At 38.1% G+C, this 21,088-nt stretch carries 20 protein-coding genes; 9 read left to right on the top strand and 11 right to left on the bottom strand.

Translation table 11 applies throughout. The annotated features are described in order from the left end of the window. The first annotated feature begins 14 nt into the window (after positions 1–14). Together EHQ59_RS09875 and EHQ59_RS09870 are read left to right on the top strand one after the other, a co-directional pair. Positions 15–2,063: a serine hydrolase domain-containing protein gene (locus tag EHQ59_RS09875; protein WP_135619493.1), complete on the top strand. Its 2,049-nt coding sequence runs from the start codon at positions 15–17 to the stop codon at positions 2,061–2,063. Positions 2,064–2,107: 44 nt separating this feature from the next. Next, a complete protein-coding gene (locus tag EHQ59_RS09870; RefSeq protein WP_135619492.1) occupies positions 2,108–2,446 on the top strand; it encodes an STAS domain-containing protein in 339 nt (112 codons plus the stop codon). 40 nt (positions 2,447–2,486) lie between these two features. On the opposite strand, the gene EHQ59_RS09865 is transcribed toward EHQ59_RS09870, so the two are convergent. Beyond that, the gene (locus tag EHQ59_RS09865) at positions 2,487–4,883 is read right to left on the bottom strand and encodes a SpoIIE family protein phosphatase (RefSeq protein ID WP_135619491.1); all 2,397 of its coding nucleotides are present in this window, start codon (positions 4,881–4,883) and stop codon (positions 2,487–2,489) included. Between the two features lie 84 nt (positions 4,884–4,967). Here EHQ59_RS09865 and pgsB point away from each other — a divergent pair, with 84 nt between their 5' ends. Genes pgsB through EHQ59_RS09840 form a run of 5 tightly spaced genes read left to right on the top strand, consistent with a single transcriptional unit; the run spans position 4,968 to position 8,546 of the window. Next, the gene (gene pgsB, locus EHQ59_RS09860; RefSeq protein ID WP_135619490.1) at positions 4,968–6,164 is read left to right on the top strand and encodes a poly-gamma-glutamate synthase PgsB; all 1,197 of its coding nucleotides are present in this window, start codon (positions 4,968–4,970) and stop codon (positions 6,162–6,164) included. Beyond that, complete coding sequence (gene pgsC, locus EHQ59_RS09855) at positions 6,157–6,621, top strand: poly-gamma-glutamate biosynthesis protein PgsC (RefSeq protein WP_135619489.1); 465 nt, start codon at positions 6,157–6,159, stop codon at positions 6,619–6,621. The genes pgsB and pgsC overlap by 8 nt, the downstream gene beginning before the upstream one ends. Beyond that, positions 6,621–7,751, top strand: a complete 1,131-nt coding sequence (gene pgsW / locus EHQ59_RS09850; RefSeq protein ID WP_135619488.1) for a poly-gamma-glutamate system protein — start codon at positions 6,621–6,623, stop codon at positions 7,749–7,751. Before pgsC ends, pgsW begins: the two co-directional genes overlap by 1 nt. 2 nt (positions 7,752–7,753) lie before the next feature. Continuing rightward, on the top strand, positions 7,754–7,942 hold the full coding sequence (locus tag EHQ59_RS09845) for a hypothetical protein (RefSeq protein WP_135619487.1): 189 nt from the start codon (positions 7,754–7,756) through the stop codon (positions 7,940–7,942). Positions 7,943–7,994: 52 nt separating this feature from the next. After that, complete coding sequence (locus tag EHQ59_RS09840; protein ID WP_135619486.1) at positions 7,995–8,546, top strand: LIC_12238 family plasminogen-binding lipoprotein; 552 nt, start codon at positions 7,995–7,997, stop codon at positions 8,544–8,546. Here the strand turns inward: EHQ59_RS09840 and EHQ59_RS09835 are convergent. Further along, complete coding sequence (locus EHQ59_RS09835; protein ID WP_135619485.1) at positions 8,530–10,563, bottom strand: tetratricopeptide repeat protein; 2,034 nt, start codon at positions 10,561–10,563, stop codon at positions 8,530–8,532. The two genes, EHQ59_RS09840 and EHQ59_RS09835, sit on opposite strands and share 17 nt — an antisense overlap. A 124-nt stretch (positions 10,564–10,687) precedes the next feature. On the opposite strand from EHQ59_RS09835, the gene EHQ59_RS09830 reads away from it, so the two are divergent. Together EHQ59_RS09830 and EHQ59_RS09825 are read left to right on the top strand one after the other, a co-directional pair. Beyond that, a complete protein-coding gene (locus tag EHQ59_RS09830) occupies positions 10,688–11,356 on the top strand; it encodes a hypothetical protein (protein ID WP_135619484.1) in 669 nt (222 codons plus the stop codon). Between the two features lie 187 nt (positions 11,357–11,543). Further along, positions 11,544–13,658, top strand: coding sequence for an ATP-binding protein (locus EHQ59_RS09825; RefSeq protein ID WP_135619483.1), 2,115 nt, complete (start codon positions 11,544–11,546; stop codon positions 13,656–13,658). 21 nt (positions 13,659–13,679) lie between these two features. On the opposite strand, the gene EHQ59_RS09820 is transcribed toward EHQ59_RS09825, so the two are convergent. From EHQ59_RS09820 to EHQ59_RS09780, 9 genes are all read right to left on the bottom strand, one after another. Beyond that, positions 13,680–14,009 (bottom strand): hypothetical protein, encoded by a 330-nt coding sequence (locus tag EHQ59_RS09820; RefSeq protein WP_135619482.1) that lies wholly within the window; start codon positions 14,007–14,009, stop codon positions 13,680–13,682. Then, positions 14,006–15,781, bottom strand: coding sequence for a methyl-accepting chemotaxis protein (locus EHQ59_RS09815; protein WP_135619481.1), 1,776 nt, complete (start codon positions 15,779–15,781; stop codon positions 14,006–14,008). The genes EHQ59_RS09820 and EHQ59_RS09815 overlap by 4 nt, the downstream gene beginning before the upstream one ends. Positions 15,782–15,949: 168 nt before the next feature. Further along, entirely contained in the window at positions 15,950–16,666 is a 717-nt protein-coding gene (locus EHQ59_RS09810) for a phosphate signaling complex PhoU family protein (protein ID WP_208652358.1), read from the bottom strand. 127 nt (positions 16,667–16,793) lie between these two features. Continuing rightward, positions 16,794–17,270 carry a chemotaxis protein CheW gene (locus EHQ59_RS09805; protein ID WP_135619480.1) on the bottom strand — a complete coding sequence of 159 codons (477 nt, stop codon included), beginning with the start codon at positions 17,268–17,270 and terminating at the stop codon, positions 16,794–16,796. A 20-nt stretch (positions 17,271–17,290) separates the two neighbouring features. Then, positions 17,291–18,028, bottom strand: a complete 738-nt coding sequence (locus EHQ59_RS09800) for a hypothetical protein (RefSeq protein WP_135619479.1) — start codon at positions 18,026–18,028, stop codon at positions 17,291–17,293. Between the two features lie 171 nt (positions 18,029–18,199). After that, entirely contained in the window at positions 18,200–19,270 is a 1,071-nt protein-coding gene (locus EHQ59_RS09795) for a mannose-1-phosphate guanylyltransferase (protein ID WP_135619478.1), read from the bottom strand. A 52-nt stretch (positions 19,271–19,322) separates the two neighbouring features. Then, a complete protein-coding gene (hfq, locus tag EHQ59_RS09790) occupies positions 19,323–19,574 on the bottom strand; it encodes an RNA chaperone Hfq (protein WP_135619477.1) in 252 nt (83 codons plus the stop codon). Between the two features lie 21 nt (positions 19,575–19,595). Next, positions 19,596–20,486: a tRNA (adenosine(37)-N6)-dimethylallyltransferase MiaA gene (gene miaA, locus EHQ59_RS09785; RefSeq protein ID WP_135619476.1), complete on the bottom strand. Its 891-nt coding sequence runs from the start codon at positions 20,484–20,486 to the stop codon at positions 19,596–19,598. Beyond that, positions 20,483–20,986 (bottom strand): FYDLN acid domain-containing protein, encoded by a 504-nt coding sequence (locus tag EHQ59_RS09780; protein ID WP_135619475.1) that lies wholly within the window; start codon positions 20,984–20,986, stop codon positions 20,483–20,485. The genes miaA and EHQ59_RS09780 overlap by 4 nt, the downstream gene beginning before the upstream one ends. Positions 20,987–21,088: the final 102 nt, after the last annotated feature.

The raw sequence follows: 21,088 nt of genomic DNA, 5'->3' as shown, positions 1-21,088 counted from the left end.
TCTTCTCCTTTCGTATGAAACATCGGATTTTTACCTTTCTTCTGTTCAGTTTTTTATTGGTTCACTGTTCGGAAGATGGGATTGGTTCTTTTTCAGAAGAGACCAAAGAAAAAATTCGAAAAAGGATCAAACAAGAAGGTTTCCAAGGTGTTGTTTTCATCTCACAAGATGATACCGTTTTATTTCGTGAAACCATTACGACGGGAAAAAGGAAAAAACGTTCTCAACTCTTTAAAAAACACAACTTCCCTCTTGGCGAATCTTCTAAGCTTTTCACAACCTTTCTCATTCACAAACTAGTCGAAGAGAAAAAAATTTCGCTTAAAGATCCGGTAAAAAAATACATCCCCTGGTTTCCTCATTCCAAAACAACAATCGAACACTTGTTACGACATACTTCTGGGTTACCCAAAATCATAGAATTTTTACCCAACTTTGATTCTGAAAAATCAAATTTAAAACGAGAAGAGATCAAAAAAGCATTCATCGAATCCAATAGCAAACCAAACTTCACACCAGGCGAATATTGGAAGTATAGCCGATTGGATTATTTGTTTTTAGCATATATCATAGAAACCATCACCTCCAAATCATACGCGACGGTCATCAAAGCAGAAATTTTTGATCCACTGGAGATGAAACATTCTTCTGTGGATACAAATGACCCACTCTTAGGAAACAGTGGAATCTTAAGTACACCGGAAGACTTATTATTATTTGTTGAATCCATTCGAAACACAAAACGAATTTCGAAAGACGCAAGGGATTCCATTCTCAAAAAAACGGTGTTAGCTGATGCCATTGCCGAAGATCCTATCTCATTTGGAGAAGGAGTCTATGTAGGTGATTATTTTTATTGGTCTTATGGGAAAAAAAAGGGAATATCCAATTTCCTTTACCACGATCTCAAAAGTAGAATTTTTATTTCCGTGGTGAGTCCCTATGGAGCCAGTAAAGGAGACCTTTCTTCGATAAAATCTATTTTAACTGAGATCATCTTTGCCGCTAAAAAACTAAACCTCAAAAAAAAGACAAGTTCTCCAAACGAAGTTTCTATTGAAGAACTGATGAAAGAAGAAAAGGTTCCATCCCTCGGAATTGCTGTTTTTAAAAACTATTCCTTAAGTTGGAAAAAAATGTATGGAACAAAGTCACAACAAACCTTGTTTCGTGCAGGTTCCCTTTCTAAAACAATGACAGCCACTGCTACCTTACGTTTGGTAGAATCGGGACAACTAGATTTGTATTCCAATTGGATTGGGAAACTAAAACAGTACAAAGTGTCCGTTCCCAAAGACAAAAAAAGAAGTATGGTCAATTTGGATTTACTTCTCTCCCATACAAGTGGACTCACTGAAAAAGGAAATTGGGATGACCCGATCAACTCTGGTAAAAAACATCTAAAAGATTTGAAAGATACAAATGTTTCCAAAGGGAACGGATTAAAATTGTATTATAAACCAGGCACCAAATCCAGATATTCTGGTGGTGGTTATAGCATCGTTCAAGAAATCCTAACAGAACGTACGGGAAAACCATTCCCAAAACTGATGGAAGAAATAGTATTCCAACCTTTACAGATGAAACGAAGTACATTTCGACAGAATCTAACAGAAGCAGATGATCGTTGTGATGGTTACGATGAATTAGGAAATCTTTTACCTGAAAAGAAATTCGTAACACCGGAACTCTCCTCAGGTGGCCTTTGGACAACACCAGAAGAAGTCGGTTTGGTATTCAATGAAGTTGCAAAAGCAAAACGTGGTCGTTCTGATTTTTTAAGCAAAGAATCTGCTGAATACCTGCTCTCCCCCAAGATGAGTGCAGCCAGTTTAACGGTTCATGCCCTTGTCGCTCATGGATTCTTTTTGAATCGGACTGGAAAAACCGAATATTTCTTCCATGGGGGGCACACAAAGGGACATAAGTCGCTTACCATCTTCAATGCGGAAAAAGGGTATGGAGTCGTCATTATGACCAATTCCGAAAATGGATCCAAACTGATCTGGCGGATCTTACGAACCATCTCCGTAGAAGAAAAATGGGATAAGTTTGTGAATTAAACTATTGACCAAATTGGAAAATTGGCTATTCTCTAAGCGATTCGATGGAATATACAGAATCTAAATCTAACGGAATTGTAGTCCTTAAGTTATTTGGCAACTTAGATATGTTAAATGCCGGTATCTTAAAGGAAAGGATCAAAGAATCTGCGTCCCAATCCGAACATCGTTTCATTTTTGATTTGGAAGGAGTCAGTTTTATCGACTCTTCTGGATTTGGACTCATCATGTCACTCAATGACAAACTAACAGAATTAGGCGGAGGACTTAGGATCGTGAATGTATCCAAAACCATCCGTCAAATTTTTCGAATTTCCAAAATCTCCTCTGTGATCCAGATTTTTGAATCAACAGAAGAAGCTATCCATTCCTTTGAACCCTAATTCCATTCGCGAATTGATCTTCAGTTAGCAATCACTACTATCAAGTAACTGATGTTGTAACCATTTTTTTCCAAAAGTTTTTGAGTTTTAATAATTTTGGATTTTCTGGTGCCATTTCTTGTAAGGCAAGTAATACTTCTTTGGATCGTTCAATATCCCTGCGATGCATCAGTATTTCAGCTAACAATAGTAAGTTATTGAAATTTTTTGGATCTCGGTAACGCAGCCTTTCCGCATAGTCTGTTGCCAAAACAAAATCACGTTTTTGTTTGTGTGCATACGCGATGTAAAATAAAAAGTCTGTATCGCCTGGATTCAGTTGTAGATATCGATTGGCGAGAACAATCGCCTTTTCATAATCTTTTGATTTCATATGGAGCTTTGAAAGTTCTCGTAAACAATACAAATCATCTGGTTCTGATTCCAAAGCAAGTTCCAAAGCATAAATGGCGTTGTTCCATTCTCCATCTCGATATGACTGGATCCCTTCCCCTAACATTTTATAGTATACATTGTTTTTAGTGGATTCTTTGGCAGCAAAGGTTACTTCCTCTAAAAAAGAAATCCTCATGAGACTCAAATCATCAGTTAGTTCACCGAATAACATCATCACACGACAGATCTCAGCCAAATCACCACCACCCTCTGTGACATGGCGAAGGAATACAGTTTCATCATCATTGATCATTCGATTGCCACCAGAATGACCGACAAACAAATCATCTCGACCATCAGATCCCAAAATCAAAACATCACCAGGCCGTAAGGGATAAATTTGAATGACAACTTCATCTCCACTCATTTCGGTAAAACCAATCTTACGTAAAGAATGTTCGTTTTCTAAGAAACTTGCCACTCCATCCCGATATAAAACAATCCATGGATGTTCTGCATTGATATAATACAATGTCCCTGTTTCCTCATCCACCAATCCCAAAATTGCAGAGAGTAACATATGGCCATCAAAACTGATAAATACATTGTGAACTTCTTGGAAACATTCCTTTAACCAACGTTCGGGGTGGCGGTCTTGCATGTATCGGAGTTTCTGTGTACGTGTGATGATGGATTTAAAAACGGTTCCCATCACAAGTGCACCACCTGCCCCTTGGATGGATTTACCCATCGCATCAGCATTCAAAAATACTGTATATTTTTTCCCCATCAAATAAATGGAATCAGAGACAGACAAGTCACCACCAATCTCTGAATGTTTATTGCGAAACTGAAACTGTTTCATTTGTCTTTCAAAAATTTTTATGGAAACCGTTTCCGATTTAGCAAATGAACCTTTGAGTGGTTTGATGAGAAGTGATGTTAAAAAATAATCACCATCTTGTTTTTCTTGCATCTTTTGCATTTCAGACAAGGTATCATTCAGCTCCCTTGTCCTTTGGTTGACCATCTCTTCCAAATGGTTTTGGTGTTCTGCCAACTCTTCTTTCATTTCGACAAACACTCTACCCATTTGCCCGATTTCATCACTTCTGTGTGTTGGTAATGTTTCCGGTTTCCATTGGTCTAAGTCCACCATGGCAGAAGTGAGAAGTTTAATTGCTTCCACCATATCTCTAGAGAACAAAAAGGAAATCAAAAAGATGACACCACATAATACAAGTGATGCGACAACAAAAAAAGACCAAATCTTCCATGTCTTAGATTCTACTTCGTTTTCATCAATTATCACATGGAAAACCAATTGTTTGATGGATTGGGAACTTCCGATATAGGGAATTTTGACTAAATAATAAGGTTTGTCCTGAAAATGAAATCGTTGTTCTTCGAGGAGTAAATTTGGATGATCATTCATCACCATTCGGATCATATCGGAACCAACGGTTTTCACTTTTCCTTCTTGGAAAATTGCTAAATGGATCCGGTTGTCCTTGGAGATGGTTTTGGTAAAATTATCATCAACTACTTGACCAATAAGGATTGTGCCACGTCCAAAGAGTGGTGCTGCCAATCGAAACCCAAGCCCACTATGCCCGTCTTCCAAAGCAGCCGTCGCTTGACCACTCAGTGCATTTTGAATGATGGGTTGATTTTTTTTATCGTCACCAAAGTCCTTTGGTCTGTGGACTCGAAACACAACTTTTCCTTGGTGATCCCCTAATTCAAAAATGGAAAGACCATACCGTTTTAAGATCTGCTGCAAATAAGGAAGTTCTCTTTGTAAAACTTGGCGATCATTTAAACCTTTTTCTAAGATTTCCCTTGTCCTGGCATTAAATGTAATTTCTTCCAATAATAGTCTGAGTTTTTCTTCTTTGAACTCGAGTTCTCTTTGAAAATTCCGAGATAAGTCTTCTGCTCGTTGGGTTTGAGGGATGTTTTTTACCGATTGTAAAAGATAGGCAAAACTAGTTGTGAGTGCGATCACAAGAAGAATTTGACTCACGCTGAGTATTAATAAGAATTTGTAACGTATGCTCATAGAAAACTACGTGCATCTTCGCAATTTTACGTTACAATCAAATGACATTCGTTTGAAGGAAACGTATCATCTGGAAATTTTCAAATGAAACCAAATGCCACTTTATTTTTTCTCATTATATTGGTTTTGGTTTTTTATTACACTGTTGAAGCCATCTTACACAAACGTACGTTAAAAAAATTCAAACACCGCATTCATGTGAATGGCACTCGTGGAAAATCGAGTGTCACGAGATTGATTCGACAAGGACTCTCGGCTTCGGGATACTCTGTTTTTGCAAAAACAACAGGAACCTTGGCTCGTATGATATTTCCCGATGGTTCCGAAACTTCTATTTCTCGATTTGGTAAACCATCCATTCTCGAACAAATTAAAATCTTACGCAAAGCAAAGGATGCCAATGCGGATATCGTTGTCTTAGAATGTATGGCTTTGGAACCAAGATACCAATGGGCAAGCGAAGGGCAAATTTTACATTCTGATATTGGTGTCATCACAAACATTCGAGAAGACCATTTGGAAGTCATGGGACCAAATCTTCTGGATGTCGCCAAGACATTGTTATCTGCTACACCTATCCAAGGGGCACTTGTTGTTGGACCAAACGAATTTTATAAAGAAGTAGTTGATGTTTGTCTCAATCGAAATACAAATCCTGTGATCATCGAAGAAAAGGAAATTCACTCCATTTCGGATGAAGAAATACTAAAATTCCCATATTGGGAACATAAGGAAAATGTAATCATTGCCCTCAAGGTATGTGAACTTTTGGGTGTGGATCGTAAAAAAGCATTAGAAGCTATGTGGAAAGTCACTCCAGATCCAGGAGCACTTACAGTTTTACCAATTCATTTTTTTGGAAAAGAGTTTATCTATGTCAATGCCATGGCAGCAAATGATCCAAAGAGCACCAAACTCATTTGGGACTCTATTCTAAATCGATATCCATCTTACAAAAAAAGATTCATTTTGTTTCATACAAGGGATGATCGACCGGAACGAACCAAACAACTAACAAAAGAGTTTGCCAACTGGGATGGGTATGATGCAGTGATACTCATTGGTTCTTCTACATCCTTGGCGTTCCAATACCTAAAGACGTATTCGCAAATCGATGTCCCTATCTATGTTTGGGAACATATGAATTTGGATGCCATCTTTGAATCATTACTTTCGATTTTACCAAAACAATCACTTGTGTTTGGAATTGGGAATATTGTTGGACTTGGAATGGATTTGTCATTATATCTAAAAAATAGGTCGGAACAAACGTATGAATGAAATTCTTCCTTTGTCGATTGGACTGAGTTTGGTGATAAGCCTTGTTTTCTCCGAATTATTTGGAATTTTAGGAACTGGACTTGTGGTTCCTGGTTATCTTGCTTTGTCTCTGAATCATCCCAAAAATATTGCCCTTACTTTTTTTATCGCATTTTTATCCTATATCTGTGTAGAAATTCTTTCTAACTTTTTAATGATTTTTGGAAAACGAAAGATCGTCTTTATTCTGTTATTCGGATATTTCTTTGGATATTTACTCAACTATCAAATTTTACCAGAAATTGAGTTATCTTATTTGTCTGAGATGAGAGGGATTGGTTTTATCATTCCTGGCCTGATCGCCATTTGGTATGAAAGGCAAGGTGTTTTGGAAACAACCTCTGTATTGATTCTTGCAGCAGTGTTTGTGAAGATCCTTTTGATTTTTCTTTTAGGAAATGAATTAGAAACCTTATGATGACAAAAATTTATTGGTCACCTTGGAAACATTCGCGGATTGCTTTGTTTTTACTTGCCATCCTTGGGATCATTGGTTTACTCTTAATCGAATCTTGTAAGGTAAAAAAAGAACAACCTTACTTCAAAAAAAAATTACATGCGGCCAAACTTGCCGAACGTGGTTTCCAAATCCTAAAACCAGAACTATTAAAACACAAAAAACCGGATTACAAAGAGTTTGATCCATCCAATTCGGGACTCATTGGAGAATTCTTAACACCCGTTACAAGTAATAGTGGTTCGTTAACTGCAAAACAAACTTCGATTAATCCAAATTTTGCAGCCGTGATGATCCAATTTTTGAAAAAAGCAAAAGTGGAAGAAGGTGATACGGTTGCTGTTGCCACATCTGGTTCCTTTCCTGCGTTAAATATTTGTTTGTTTGCAGCACTTGATACATTAAAACTAAAACCCATTATCATTTCGAGTGCTTCTGCTTCTCAGTTCGGAGCCAATCACCCACAGATGTTGTGGCTTGATATGGAAAAGGAATTGGAATCATCTGGAATTTTTTCCTTTCGATCGAGTTATGCATCCCTTGGAGGCATCCAAGACAAAGCAGCGGGAACTTCAAAAGAGGGCAAAGAACTTCTGTTACTTGCTCTGAAGCGAAACAAAGTCAAACTTTTAGATCCTATCCATTTTGAAGACTCCATCGAAAAACGAATGAAGTATTATGATGAGTTATCTCAAGGAAAACCAATCAAACTCTTTATCAATGTTGGGGGAGGAACAACCATCCTCGGAACAAGTCTCGGCAAACAAGTTTTTAAAAATGGACTGATCACCGATCTTCCCGAAGAAGTGCATATCCCAAATTCAGTGATCAAATCCTTTTTAGAACGAGAGACACCTGTCATCAATTTCATCCAAGTGGAATCCCTTGCCAAACGGTATGGACTTCCCCTATCTCCGAAAAAAATTCCGAAACCTGGGGAAGGAAAGGTATTTTATTCAGAAGAATACAATCCCTATCTTTATGTTTCTGTTTTCCTTTTTTTGCTCATTGGATTGTATGGTGTTACTAGGCTTGGTTGGGGTGAAAACGAAGAAGACCATTACCTACCCAAAACCTTACGTTCCAGGTAATCATGGCAAAAATCATTGTTTTATCCATTTTACTCTTTTTCCTTTTACGTTTCGTAAGCCGTATTCTGATTTTGCCAGCAAAAATCGCAGAAGAGCTTGGCAAACACCCAAGAGAAGAATTACGAAACAAACAGAACCCACGTCCCACACAGGAAAAGGACATCTCCGATAGAGGAAAAATAATCGAATAATCCCTCAATTTAGAAAGAGAAAATTCGAAGTTTGGACGAAATTCTAAGTAAGATGAGACAGAATTCGTCGGCACCAATTTGCCTTGTGTTTCCCAAATTCTCCCGCAATTTCCTTACCCGTTTTCTCCTCCTATGTTCTTTGTTTTTATTCATTCAGTGTGGTGTTCCGAAGGGTGAGTTTGGTTGGACAACGACAAAAATGGAAGAGATGGACATCTTAGAACAACACATCCAAACCATCACTGATTATAAAATGATGAGGGATGATTTGATTTTTTCACCCACCGATACCATTCACTATGTGTATCAATTTTCAAGAAACCCTGGGCTCGAAACAGATTTTCATATCTCACTCAATCGATATGAATTGGACTTTGTTGAGATTGATATCAAAAAGAAACGTGTAGAACCAGATACCCTTGCGATTCGAGATGAATTTTCCTTGTTACGAACAGGGGAATATCTAATCAAAATTGTATATGAAGGTGATACTGTCGATGAAGTGAAGTTTCGTATTTTACCTGATGAAGGTTATACACAAGAAAATCTGGAACAAGAGTTAGCTGGCGATCAAACAGACGAAATCATCAAATACTCTCGTTAATGGGAGGTTGGATATTTCCTGTTTCCAAAATTCGTTTAATCCTTTCTAATTCTTTTAAGGCAACACGTATATCTGTTTCCCCACCCTCTTTGATGACTGTTTCATAATATTCTTTTGCTTTTTTAAAATCTCTATTTTCTTCTGCTAGCACACCCAATCGAAACAGAATTTTGATGAGTGGAATTTTGCTGCGTTTGGTTTCCAATACGCGAATCACTGCTTCTTGGTCTTCAATTTTTAAATCCATCAATCTGTATTGTGACAATACATCATCTAAAGTGGTGACCATTAAATCCTTTTTCAAAGATTGTTTTTTCTCAATTAAATCAGCTCTTTCTTTTTCAGCACTGATGAGTTTTTCATCAATTTTTTTCCACTGCATGAGTGCAATGTTTAACTTGTTTTGTTCTAATTCAGATTTTTTTAATTTTTTATCTTTTTTACTCAGATAAAAATAAGCAATGGCTTCCATTTCAGAAAGACCTGTATCTTCAGTGAGAGAAGGATTCCAATCTTTGCTATTTTTTTCCAACCAATAGATTAGAAAATTTGCACCCCTTTCTGGATCTCCAATCTTCTGATTGAAAAAGACTCCAATTTCATAGGAAACTCTTGTTTTTTCAGCTGTATCAGGACTTAAGTTGAAAAACGTTTCATAATAATTCCCAGCTAAAATATTACGTTTTAAATCAGCATTAATCGTTGCTAAACGTAAATTCGCTTTGATGATTTTTTCTTTTTCTTCGTCCGTTGGATTTGGGATTTTTAAAAATTCATTCAATGATTTTTCATAAAAATCAGCGGCTTTCTCTTTTTTCCCATCTTGCCTAAATTGTTCTGCAATATCATTTAAAACATTTGGATTTTCATTCCAAATTCGAAATGCTCTTTCTAAGATCAATTCGTAAGCAAAAAAATCAGTATTTCGTTTGTAATCAAAGAGAACGTAAATTCCTTTTCCTGCTGTTCCTAGTTTATTAACAATTTTGAGTCTTTCTTTGTTATCATCTTCTAGTTTTTTAACAACATTTGCGAATGCATACAGGTCATTGGATTCAATTTGTTTTCGTTTGTTTAAATACACTAGATATCTCTCATTATAAGATTTTTCGTAGTCACTTTTTGTTTGTTTCCGAACATCATCTAACAATCGTACATCATTGTTCCACTGATTGGATTGCAGTTTCAAATCCGATAGTTTTTTCCCTTCTCGAATCCAATTACTTTCTTTGATGTGAATTTCATCTTTTGCTTTTTTATAATTCGTTTCCGCTTTTACCCAGTTTTGATACAACCTTTCATGTTCTTTTGCGGAAGTTTCATCATACCCAAGCACATCTTCTTTTTGCCATTCTCCCGTTCGATAACCCTCTTCCGTCATCTCAAGTGGATGGTATCGAAAGGCCGCCAGATAATGCCTGAGAGCTGGTGCAAATTTCTCTGATTCTACATAGAGTTTGGCAAGTTTGGTATGTAAGTAATACAAAAGAGGGGAATCACGCACAATAAAAGTCTCAGCATGTTTGTGAGTGCTTTGCCAAAGTAACAAACGGATGTCATTCATCTCGGTGCGAGAATTGTAAACATTCCCTTTCTCACGGTCTTCCCAAATGCGTTTTTCTTCGATAAATTGACTATAATACCTTTTGAGTAAACCTTCCGCCTCACGAATCTTAGTTTCTAAATTTTTAGGACCTGTTTCTTGGCCGGGATCCACTGGCACATCGGCACCAGGGATGACGGGAACATCGGGTGCATTGGGATCAACGGGTTTAGGTTCCTCGCGTAGAGCGATCCCTGAATCTTCGTCAATGGTGAGTCTTTTTTCCGTATCGAGAGATCGGATCTCCTCCATGGAGATCACTTGTAAGGGAGAAAGATACAATCCAGAAAGTGGATTTCTTCGGTCTTCCTCACCTGCCCACAGGGAAATCTGGAGGAAAAGAAATGATAAAAGGAAGAATGACTTGGACTTATTTTTTTTTGAAACCAAATTGACCAAGTTCTGAGAATCCAATTTCCATTCCTACCTATAGGAAATTATCGGCGAAATTTCAAAATTCCCAATACAAAAGGTGTTGTATTCCTAGGGCAAATGACGTTCACTAAATTTCAATCCCAAACGCATTCGGCAAAACACCATGTCCAAAAATATAGTCGAAAGGTATCTCGTTCTTAAAAATAAATATAGAAACTATGATACCAAATATGCCCTCAAACGGATGCAAGCCTTTCGTTTGGCAACACAAGAACTTTCCAGAAAGGGATACGAAGTGGCATTGGAACTACTCGGTTCCATCAATTTTGGAATTGTGGATCCTACTTCCGATGTAGACTGTATTTTATTATTGGAGTGTGACCTTCACAAAGACCAAGGTTCTTGCCCATCTCACTGCAATAATTTAACATTCGTAAAAAATGAAATCTCAAAATACGTCATTAAAAGATTAGCTCCCGAGTCATTTAACATTGATTACTTAGATACCATCAATCTCAAATATGTAGAAGAAAAAATTCGAACGGAATCTGTTTTGGGAGACGAAACATTATTTTGTTTATTATTTTATCGTAATATTGGACGCCCAGTAAATCGCCCCTTATTCATTCCGTTTTGTGATCAGTTGGAAGAAAATCATGATTTTGTAAAAGAAATCATACCCTGGGCTTCCGAGGCTCTCGAAGGATATTTGAATACCAACCAACACCGTATGTCTTTTAATAAATACAACGAAAGGATTCGCTCCCGGGGACTCAGTTTACCAGAAGGATTACAACAAGAATTACAAGCTTATATGGATGGAAAGTCATAACCAAAAAAACTTTAGTAGAAACAACAATGCTAAATTGCTTCAAGCGCTGCTCTAGGGGACAACAATTTGTTTCCAAACAAGACATTCACTCATTTCATAAAATCAGCATATTTTTCTTAAATTCATTTTTAAACTAAGTTTCAAAATTCTCCTTTACTCCAATTTCAATTTGGACGAGAGTATCGCCATGTTGGATAAACTTTGGTCGCCAAAAGGGAGTTTGTTTCCTTATTTATTGACCAACTTCATTTTATTCATCATTGTCACCTTTGCCTTTGCATTGTACACTGCCAGCGAACGAAAAATAGACGCCGCCGAAGAGAACCGACACAGGTCCTTACAAATTGCAAATGAACTTCGACAATCTTCCGACCAACTCACCAATTTAGTTCGATTGTATGCCATTCAAAAAGAACCCAAATACAAAATCTATTTTGAACGAATTTTAGAAATTCGAAATGGAAAACGACCACGCCCTAAAGATTATGATTATGCGTATTGGGACTTAGTGATTGCAGAGGAATTACCACCACCTTCGGAAGAAGGAGAAAAGATTAGTATCTATGATGCAATGAAACAAGCTGAGTTCCTTGAGTCCGATTACCAACTTCTCTCGTTATCAAAAGAAAATTCGGATGCCCTAACAAAGATAGAATTTGAATCCATGGCAATGGTAGAGGAGGAATTAAAAACAGGGAAATCCAATCCGAAAGCAGTTCGGATTTTATTTGATGATCATTATCTCAAAAGTAAAGCAGAGATCATGAAACCAATCAATGATTTGTATCATCAATTGGATGAAAGGACAACTCAAGCAATCCAAGACGCAAAAGAAAAAGTATATTTCCTTCGTACCATTCTCATTCTAACAGGGATCATCTTTGGATTTAGTTTGTATCTCACCCATAGATCCCTTGTCTCCATCATGGGAGGCAGTGTGGACGAGGTATTTCGAAGGATCTATTTACTCGGCGAAGGTAAATTCACGGGCGAAATCGATTCTACAAATGATAAAAAATCAATTTTAAGTAGTTTGAATACAACTCAAAAGAGACTACAAGAGTTATACGAAGAAAAGGAAATGGCAAGTCGTGCCAAATCGGAATTTTTAGCTTCAATGAGTCACGAAATTCGAACACCACTGAATGGAGTCATTGGCATCACACAAATTTTGTTCAAAACCAATTTAGATTCCGAACAAAAATCCTATATCAAAACGATTGCAGATGCTGGAAAAGCACTCCTCAATATATTAAATGATATCTTAGATTTTTCTAAAATCGATGCAGGGAAACTTGCCATTGAAACCATCCCGTTTCCACTTCAAAACTTGATACATGAAATTTTTGATTTATTCCATATCGAAGCAAATACCAAACATTTAGATTTAAGGTATCATATCCATTCTGATGTGCCAGAGGTGATTCTCTCTGATCCAAGCCGAATTCGCCAGATTCTTTTTAACTTGATTGGAAACGCGATCAAATTTACGGAAATGGGTTTTGTCATCTTAAACATCAGTAAAAAAGACAATTTCCTTTTGTTTGAAATCAAAGATTCAGGGATCGGGATATCGAAAGACAAACTTCCATTCCTTTTCCAAAAATTTTCACAAGTGGATACGTCCACCTCACGTAAGTATGGTGGAACGGGTCTTGGTTTAGCCATTTCAGAGCGACTTGTAACACTCTTATCTGGAAAAATTGGAGTCGAAAGTGTGGAAGGTGTTGGCAGTACCTTTTGGTGTTTGTTGCCACTCTCTGTTCCTCCGAATAATTCGTCTCCAAAAGAGACTACTTATCCAAGAGATTCAGATTCCAACCTGACTCCAAGCTCTTCTTCCATACCCCATGTGCCGTCTTCAAATGATGTCTCATCTTCTCCCAAAGATTTTGCCAAAGAAGAGTTAACAAACCAAATCTTTTTAGTTGTAGAAGACAATGTTCTCAACCAAAAAGTAATCGGGGGATTACTCAAAAAACAACACATCCCATTTGATTTAGCAGAAAATGGAAAAGTCGCCGTTTCTTTATGCAAACAAAAACATTATGACTTAATTTTGATGGACTGTGAAATGCCAGTGATGGATGGCTTTGAAGCAACAATACAAATCAGAGAATTGGAAAAATCCAAACCAAAAAAATCCATCATCATCGCCGTCACCGCACATGTACTAAACGAACACAAAGAACGATGTGTAGAAGTGGGAATGGATGGATTTATCAGCAAACCGTTTTATATGGAAGACCTTTTACGAACGTATGAGGATATTCTAAAAAAACAAAAAAGTCCCGATTTTTAATGTTACTTTTCTAATTTTTTATTAAGAAATCAATTTCGTATTTGTTACATGGTCCAATTTGCCATCACCATAGGTTTGAATGACTTTAGAAATGACTACTTGGTAACTCTCATACCATTTAGTATGATTTATTTTTGCTGTTTTATGATCAGAAAATACCTTTAAGTCTTCTAATCCTTTTTCAGATAAAAAATAATAGACAACTGCCATAATTCCTTTTTCCGAGTTGGACCATTGGTCTTTTCCTAAATATTCAGGATGAGATGTAACAAAGTTTTCTATGGAGGCGTCCAAGGTTTCAAATTCAATATCGGAAGATTTTTGTTTAAAGATAAATGTTGCAGAAATCATAATTTAAACATAGATAATTCTTTGTTTAATTCTACAATGAGAGAATTTAACTCGGCTGAAGATTTTGCAGTTTTTTCAGACATTAGAGACAATTTTGCTGTATCATTGGCCAGGTTGTGAACAGAAGTTCCCATCTCTTCATTGACCTTTTTTTGTTCTTCCGTTGCAAAGGATACGGATGAAGATCGATTCACAATGTTTTCAGATTGTTTTCGAATCTCTTCTACTTCTGAGATTTGTTCTTGGTTCGCTTGATTAACCTTGTCAATATTCGTGATGATCTCAATGACACTTTCGGATAAGTATTGGAAGGTTTCACTCGCTGACTTAACAGAGCTAACAGACATCTGCGTAGAAGCTGACACACGTTTGATTAAATCCGAAATGGTTTTAGTAGAAGAAGCAGTTCTTTCTGCCAGTTTTCCTACTTCGGAAGCAACCACAGCAAAACCAAGTCCCATCTCACCAGCCCGAGCCGCTTCAATGGATGCATTGAGAGCAAGTAAGTTTACTTGTTCCGAGATTTCTTTGATGATAATTAAGATTTTACCAATTTCTAACGTATTTTTATCTACTTCTTCGATGGACTGAATGGCACTCGTGATCGACTTTCCACTTTTGATGACTTCTGCTTCTACAGAATCAGCTTTTGCTTTTGCATGAAGAGAAATCTCTTTTACACTAGAAGAGATCGTAAATAGAAGTTCGATGGATTCGTTTGTGGATGCTGTTAATTTTTTTTGTTCCAAGGCATCCGTATAAATTCCTGCAATGGAAGATCCATTCTCTTCCAAGGCAGCTGCTACTTCTTCCAAAGAAGCCGCTTGCACTTGTGAATGTTCTGCGGAATCACTCGAAAGACTTTCTAAGGTTTTTGCTTCTTCTTGGATTTTGGAAGAATGTTTTGTAATAGAGGAAAGCAGGCGATTGAGTTTTGTTTTTGTTTCTTCTAAATAAAGAGAGATCACACCAATTTCATTTCTTGTTTCATTGATCCGAACATGAGATCTCAAATCGCCTTCTGCAAAAGATTTTAAAATATTAGATAAATCGCGAATTGTGGCGGATGTATTTCCAGTTAATTTATAAAGCACGTAAAACAAAAGAGAAATCATAATCAAAATAAAAACACTTAAACCAAAACAAATGAGTTCTAATTGTTTGGATTCAACATGAGAACGAAATTGGGAATAGATATAAAAAGAAAACAGGAAGTATTCAATCACAAAGGTGGCAAAAATCGGAAAGAGTAAATTGGCAAATAAACTCAATGGTTTTAATCGTAGATCATTGTATACATCATACATTTTTTTTTCTACATAGATGTAAAATAACGAAGAGATAGCCATCGCAAGTAATACCCCAAGAAGGGAAAAAAACAATACCTCACCATAGGTTTTGACCAAACCAAAATGGTAAGACAAAATCATCGTAAGAATGGGACCACCTACATTCATAGAAAGAATATTGAGAGCTCCTTTTTTGGATAAGTTCCGAATGAGCTCGAGTTCTTTCTCTGTATAAATGATTCCTTCAGGACGATTGATTTGTTTTTTAAATTCTTTGTGCTTCAAAAAAAATTGAAGTGCATGAAGGCCAATGATAGGAGGAGCTAAATACAGTAAAATCCTTAGAATGGATTCAAAATTCCCCATTCCAAAAATGAGTAACATCCCTGAAAAAAATAAAAACGGATCCAAATTGGTGATCAGCAAATAAGAGAGGTAAAACCCTTTTGGTTTTTGTTTGGATACTAGTTCACTTGGCTTCATTGGGACTGAATTCTAAAAGGAAAGGTTTTCCATTGTCAAATGAATTTAAAAAGAGTGACTGATTTGGAATGTTTCAATATGCAAAAAATTGGATATTCCCTGTTCGCATGATACATTCCGTACCCTTCTTATGAAAAGAAGTTCGTCAATTCCCTGAAACGGAAACGTTTATGGGTATGAGGATGGTTTGGATTTTACGTTTTCTAAATGGCGAATGTCTTTTCCTGTATTGAGACGCACAAGTTCTTCCGCCACATTCACCGCATAATCACCTAATCTCTCTAATGCGAGGATGATTCTGTAGACATCGGCAAATTCTTGTTTTTCCATGTCAGGCACTGCTCGGTACTTTTGAAAGGCTTGGTCACAAAGGTCATTCAGTTCGTCTTCTAATGAATTCACACTACCCATAAACCGTTCTTTTTCTTCCACAAGAGATTCAATCGCCATACCTGCCAAGGTAGTGACACGAGATAAAATGAGAGTCATCGGTTCTTCGTTTTTAAAAAGACCTTTTCGAATGGTTTTATGACGAAACACATCCGCACAGTTTACCACTTGGTCTCCCATCCGTTCCATATTCCTTGTAATCCTTATGGCCGAGAGAGCAAAACGCAGTGGATCTTTTTTTAAAACGATGTCATTGTCTACATCCCCCATCCCGAGGATATTACGGTTACTCACCGCTTCTAAAATTGCATTTTGAGATAAGTTATCGTTTTCCTTTTCCAAATCATCAATGAGATCATCTCGTTCGACAATCTTTTCTGCTTGGGCATAATCATCCGCTTCCAAGGCTTCACTGAGTAAAATCACTTGTTCCAATACAAGTTCCGCCATGGAGTATAAGTTTTTTCGTAAGTAATAAAATTTGGAGATGATCATGTGAATGTTTTTATCTCTATCAATTGGGAACGTATGGAATTCGTATTTCGTTATTTGAATTTAGTTTCAAATGAGAAAACAAACATGAATACAATTTCCAAATTGATCTCGATTCCACTTACCTAAGTTATACGGTAGCGAGTTCCGTCATCTCTTCGACCGTAAGGATTTTTTCAATATCAATCAATATGATAAAACGATTATCCTTTTTCCCAACACCTGTGATGTAACGAGACGAAATTCCTTTTACGGAAGGAGGTGGTGGATCTACTTGGTTTGCTGGAAAATGCACCACATGGGACACTTTGTCCACAATCACTCCGATGGATTTTCCTGATACATTGATGACGATGGCACGGTCTGCCCCTTCGTTTACATTTTTAATGTTCAAACGTTTGGCAAGATCAATCATCCGAACCACTTTGCCACGAATGTCCATGATCCCAGCAAAATAACTTTTGGATTGTGGAACACGGATTAGGTTGGTGATTTTGACAATTTCTTCGACGATTGTAATGGGGATGGCATATTCTTCATCGCCCAAATTGAATATGATGTATTGCTCATGAATGAATTGGTTTGCTTGGGATGTTTCTTTTGCCATATCAATTTCTACTACTACGTCTAAAAATAGACGTAGCCGTTGTAGAAAAAATATGAACCGAAACTGAGAAATGACAACACTTTTGTCATTAAGACAGAACGTTTTCTAACAAGAAAATCCAAAAGGCCTGCGATCATCCCTAGGATTCCTAAAGAGAGTCCTAATACGACATAATCATAGTATACATAATACACCAAACAGCCAAATCCCACGCCTAAACAAATATCACTCAGATCACCCCAGATCCTACGTTTAAAACGTGTCCAGAGCGATCCTCGAGCTTCTCTTGCCTCTCTCCGTTCCCTTCTCCAACGTTGGAAACGAGTCTCCCGAATGATTCCAAAGATGGAATCATATCGAGTCGAAGGAAATAAAACTGACTGCATGGATCCACGAGAGGTCCTCGGTCGTTCCGAAACCTCTGGTTGAAAGGGAGGGTAAATTTCATACGCTCCGCCGATGCTAACCAACATGTCTTTGTCAGGGAGGGAACTAAAGTATTCCCGAAAGGGCCAAATCTTACGAAAAACGGGATAGGCACGACCAGAAGTGATGTCTTTCTCCGATTGCACAGTTCCGTTTTTCACGGTGGCACCGTACATTCGTCCTTTCTCTTCTTTGATTTCGACAGTTAAACGAACGAGTCGTTCGTGAAAGTTGAACTCAGCCTCCAGGACATCCCCGAGAGGTGTTTCCATGGTAAATGCTCGGATGAAACCGGGGGTGCGGGGTTTCTGTTTCCTCCAGACTTGTTTCATAACAAACCTATCGGAGGAAACATTAAGTCACTGAAGAAAGATTATTTCTTCTTTTTGTGTCTGTTGGCTCTGCGTTTTTTCTTACGTTTATGTGTTGCGATTTTTCTACGCTTTCTCTTTTTTCCGGAAGGCATTCCTTCCTCCTTATATCAAGCCTGTTCTGTCAAATTTCTAGTCGAGGTACTTTTGTAAAACTTTATTTTTCCGCATATTGGATAACATCGCTTTGATATCACCCACTCCCTCACGTGAAGTCACAAGAAGTACATCTGGTTCTTCCACAACGATGAGATCTTTCACTCCCAAAAAGGCGATAAGCTCTTTTTGCACAGAGGAAATATTCCCCGAAGCCTTATGATAAAGCACTTCTTTTCCTTGGTGATGGTTTTTCTCTTTGTCGCCCGGCAAAATTCGTTCCAGTGACATCCAAGATCCCACATCATCCCAATTGAACGTGGCTTCCACCATACGAATGCGATTCGACTTTTCCATGATGGCAGTGTCAATGGCTTCCGAAGGAAGCATTTGGAATGCAGTTTTTAAGTCCCCAAAGTTCTTAAATGGAAATCCATTTTTCAATGGTCCGAGGATATGGGGAGCATGGCGTTCGAGTTCCGAAAGAATGGTTTCCGTTCGAAAAAGGAAAATCCCAGGGTTCCAATAAAAATTCTTCTTTTTGATGTATTTGAGTGCTGTTTTGAAATCTGGTTTTTCAAAAAACGCTTTTACCGTATAACCCACATCAGTTGGTTTTCCTGTGCTGATATAACCGTATCCAACTTCTGGTCGGTTTGGTTTCACACCAAGTAAAACCATTCCATTTTCCGTTTCAAAAAGAGCCTGGTTTATGGTTTTAGTGAATTCTTTGATGGGATCAATAAAAGCATCTGCTGAAAGAACGATGAGATTTGGGTTTCCGTATTTTTTTTGGAAATAAAGGGCAGAAAGAGCGATGATGGGGGCAGTATTTTTTCCTTCGGGTTCGATGATGAAATTGTTAGAAGGAAATTTTGGGTCTTTTTTCAGAATCTCTGCTTTGAGAGTGGCATTGGTTCCAATGTAAATGCGATCCAAACTCGTGATCGTAAGAGCCCGATCAATGGTCTCTTTCAAAAGGGTTTTACTGGAATAAACTTTTTGGAGCTGTTTAGGGGAATTGGTTCGGGAACGAGGCCAAAACCTCTCCCCCTTTCCGCCCGCCATAATGAGAACCACTGGGGATTCTTTAGGTAATTTTGCCATAGGGTTTGGAACCAGAATTTAGAAAGGGAAAGGGAGGAAAACTAGAAAAGAGTTACGTCCCCCCGACTTCTTTTGGTGTTTCCTCGCTGTGAAGTTTGATCGGTTTTGCAGGAATGATGGTAGAAATAGCGTGTTTGTACACCAAATTCTGTTTGTTTTCGTTTTCTAAAATGATGGTGAAATTGTCAAAACTGACAACCTTTCCTTTTAAGGGCACTCCATTTAACAAGTAGATGGTGAGATCAATTTTCTCCTTTCTTGCTGTGTTTAGAAGTTGGTCTTGGATGTTGTTTTTTGCCGACATTGGAAATCCCGAGTGTTCTCTCTATCTTTGTTCTATATTTGTATACAGTTGGACAGCGGCATCATAAGAAATGGGCGAAAGGAATGATTCTTTTTTGAACCAAGTGATTTGCCTTTTCGCATAATTTCTGTGACTTTGCGCCAACTGTTCAATGAATGTATTAATGTCTATCATTCCATTTAAGAATGCAAGCGCAAAATTGTAACCCAAGGTTCGTAGGCCCGGACAGTCTGATCCGTATAGGGAAACCACTTCTTTTGTCTCCGCTAACATACCCGTGGCGATCTCTTTCACTCGTTCATTAATCCTTTGGTAGAGGATTTCACGAGGCCAATCCAACCAATGTCCCACGAGTGTCACGTCTGGATGGTCTGCCAAGTATCCACCCACAGTTTCCTTGGATACATCAGACCACAAAACTCCTGTGAGTACAACCTCCAAAGCACGTTTGATGCGATACCCATCTTGTTCATTCAAGGCTTCCATTGCTTTTGGGTCTTTGGATTGGAGTAGGCCCCTTGCTTCTTCTAAGGGAAGTGTGAGAACATATTCTTTTGTTTCTTTGGGTACATTTGGTACGGGATACATTCCTAAAAGAAAGGCACGTAAATAAAACCCTGTCCCCCCGATGAGAAAGGGAATTTTTCCACGACTTTGGATGTCCAAAATGGCATCACGCGCGAGAAGTGAAAATTGATTGGCATTGATTGCTTCGTTTGCGTTTAAAAATCCGACGAGCCAATGTCGTATGGTGGAAGATTCTTGGGGAGTGGGTGCCGTTGTGCCTACCGGAAGGTCCCGGTAGACTTGGCGTGAGTCAAAAGAAACAATTTCAAAACGTTTAGGATCGAGGACTTGCGAAAGAGAGGTTTTACCGGAACCGGTGGGTCCACCAAGGATGGGAAGGATCACTCCTCTTCCTCGGCAACGACCTCCTCATCTTCGGCCTCTTCCAATTCTTCCGTTTCTTCTAAGAGTTCATCATCTTCAATGACTGGTTCTTCCTCTTCTTCCACTTCGTATTCCGAACTACGAATGGCAGCCATGCGAGATTTGATCGCAGGTTTTGCCAGCTGATCGGCCCCACATTTTGGGCATTTTTTTTCGGGTTTGTTCAAATCATAAAACTTGGTTCCACAAGAGTAACAGCTGAATTTCTTTCCGAGTGGGTTGTTCGGATCAATCTTCACGGCAGGAGGTTTTGCTTGGGGTGCAGGTTTCTCCTTGGAGACTGCGGCTGTTTTCGGAGCAGGCACAGCTTTCGCCTTGGTAGAAGGGGCTTTCGACCCAACTACGGCCTTTTTTTTGTCTTCCTTCGGGGAAGAGGACTTGGCGTCCTTATTCGACTTTTCTTTGGCTACCACCTTCTTTTTGGGTGGGGCCTGCTTCTTTGCTGCTTTTTTTGCGACCATAAACGTACTTTTGACAGTTTTGGGAATCCCCTCTCTGGGACAACCTTTTTGAAATTGGACGGTTTTCTCCTGGATGAAAATTAATGAAAAGTTTTTTTTTTC

Origin of the sequence: Leptospira kemamanensis, assembly GCF_004769665.1 — a bacterium.
Lineage (GTDB): Bacteria > Spirochaetota > Leptospiria > Leptospirales > Leptospiraceae > Leptospira_A > Leptospira_A kemamanensis.
The sequence above is the reverse complement of the archived record's forward strand: the minus strand, read 5'-3'. Positions and strand labels throughout refer to the sequence as shown.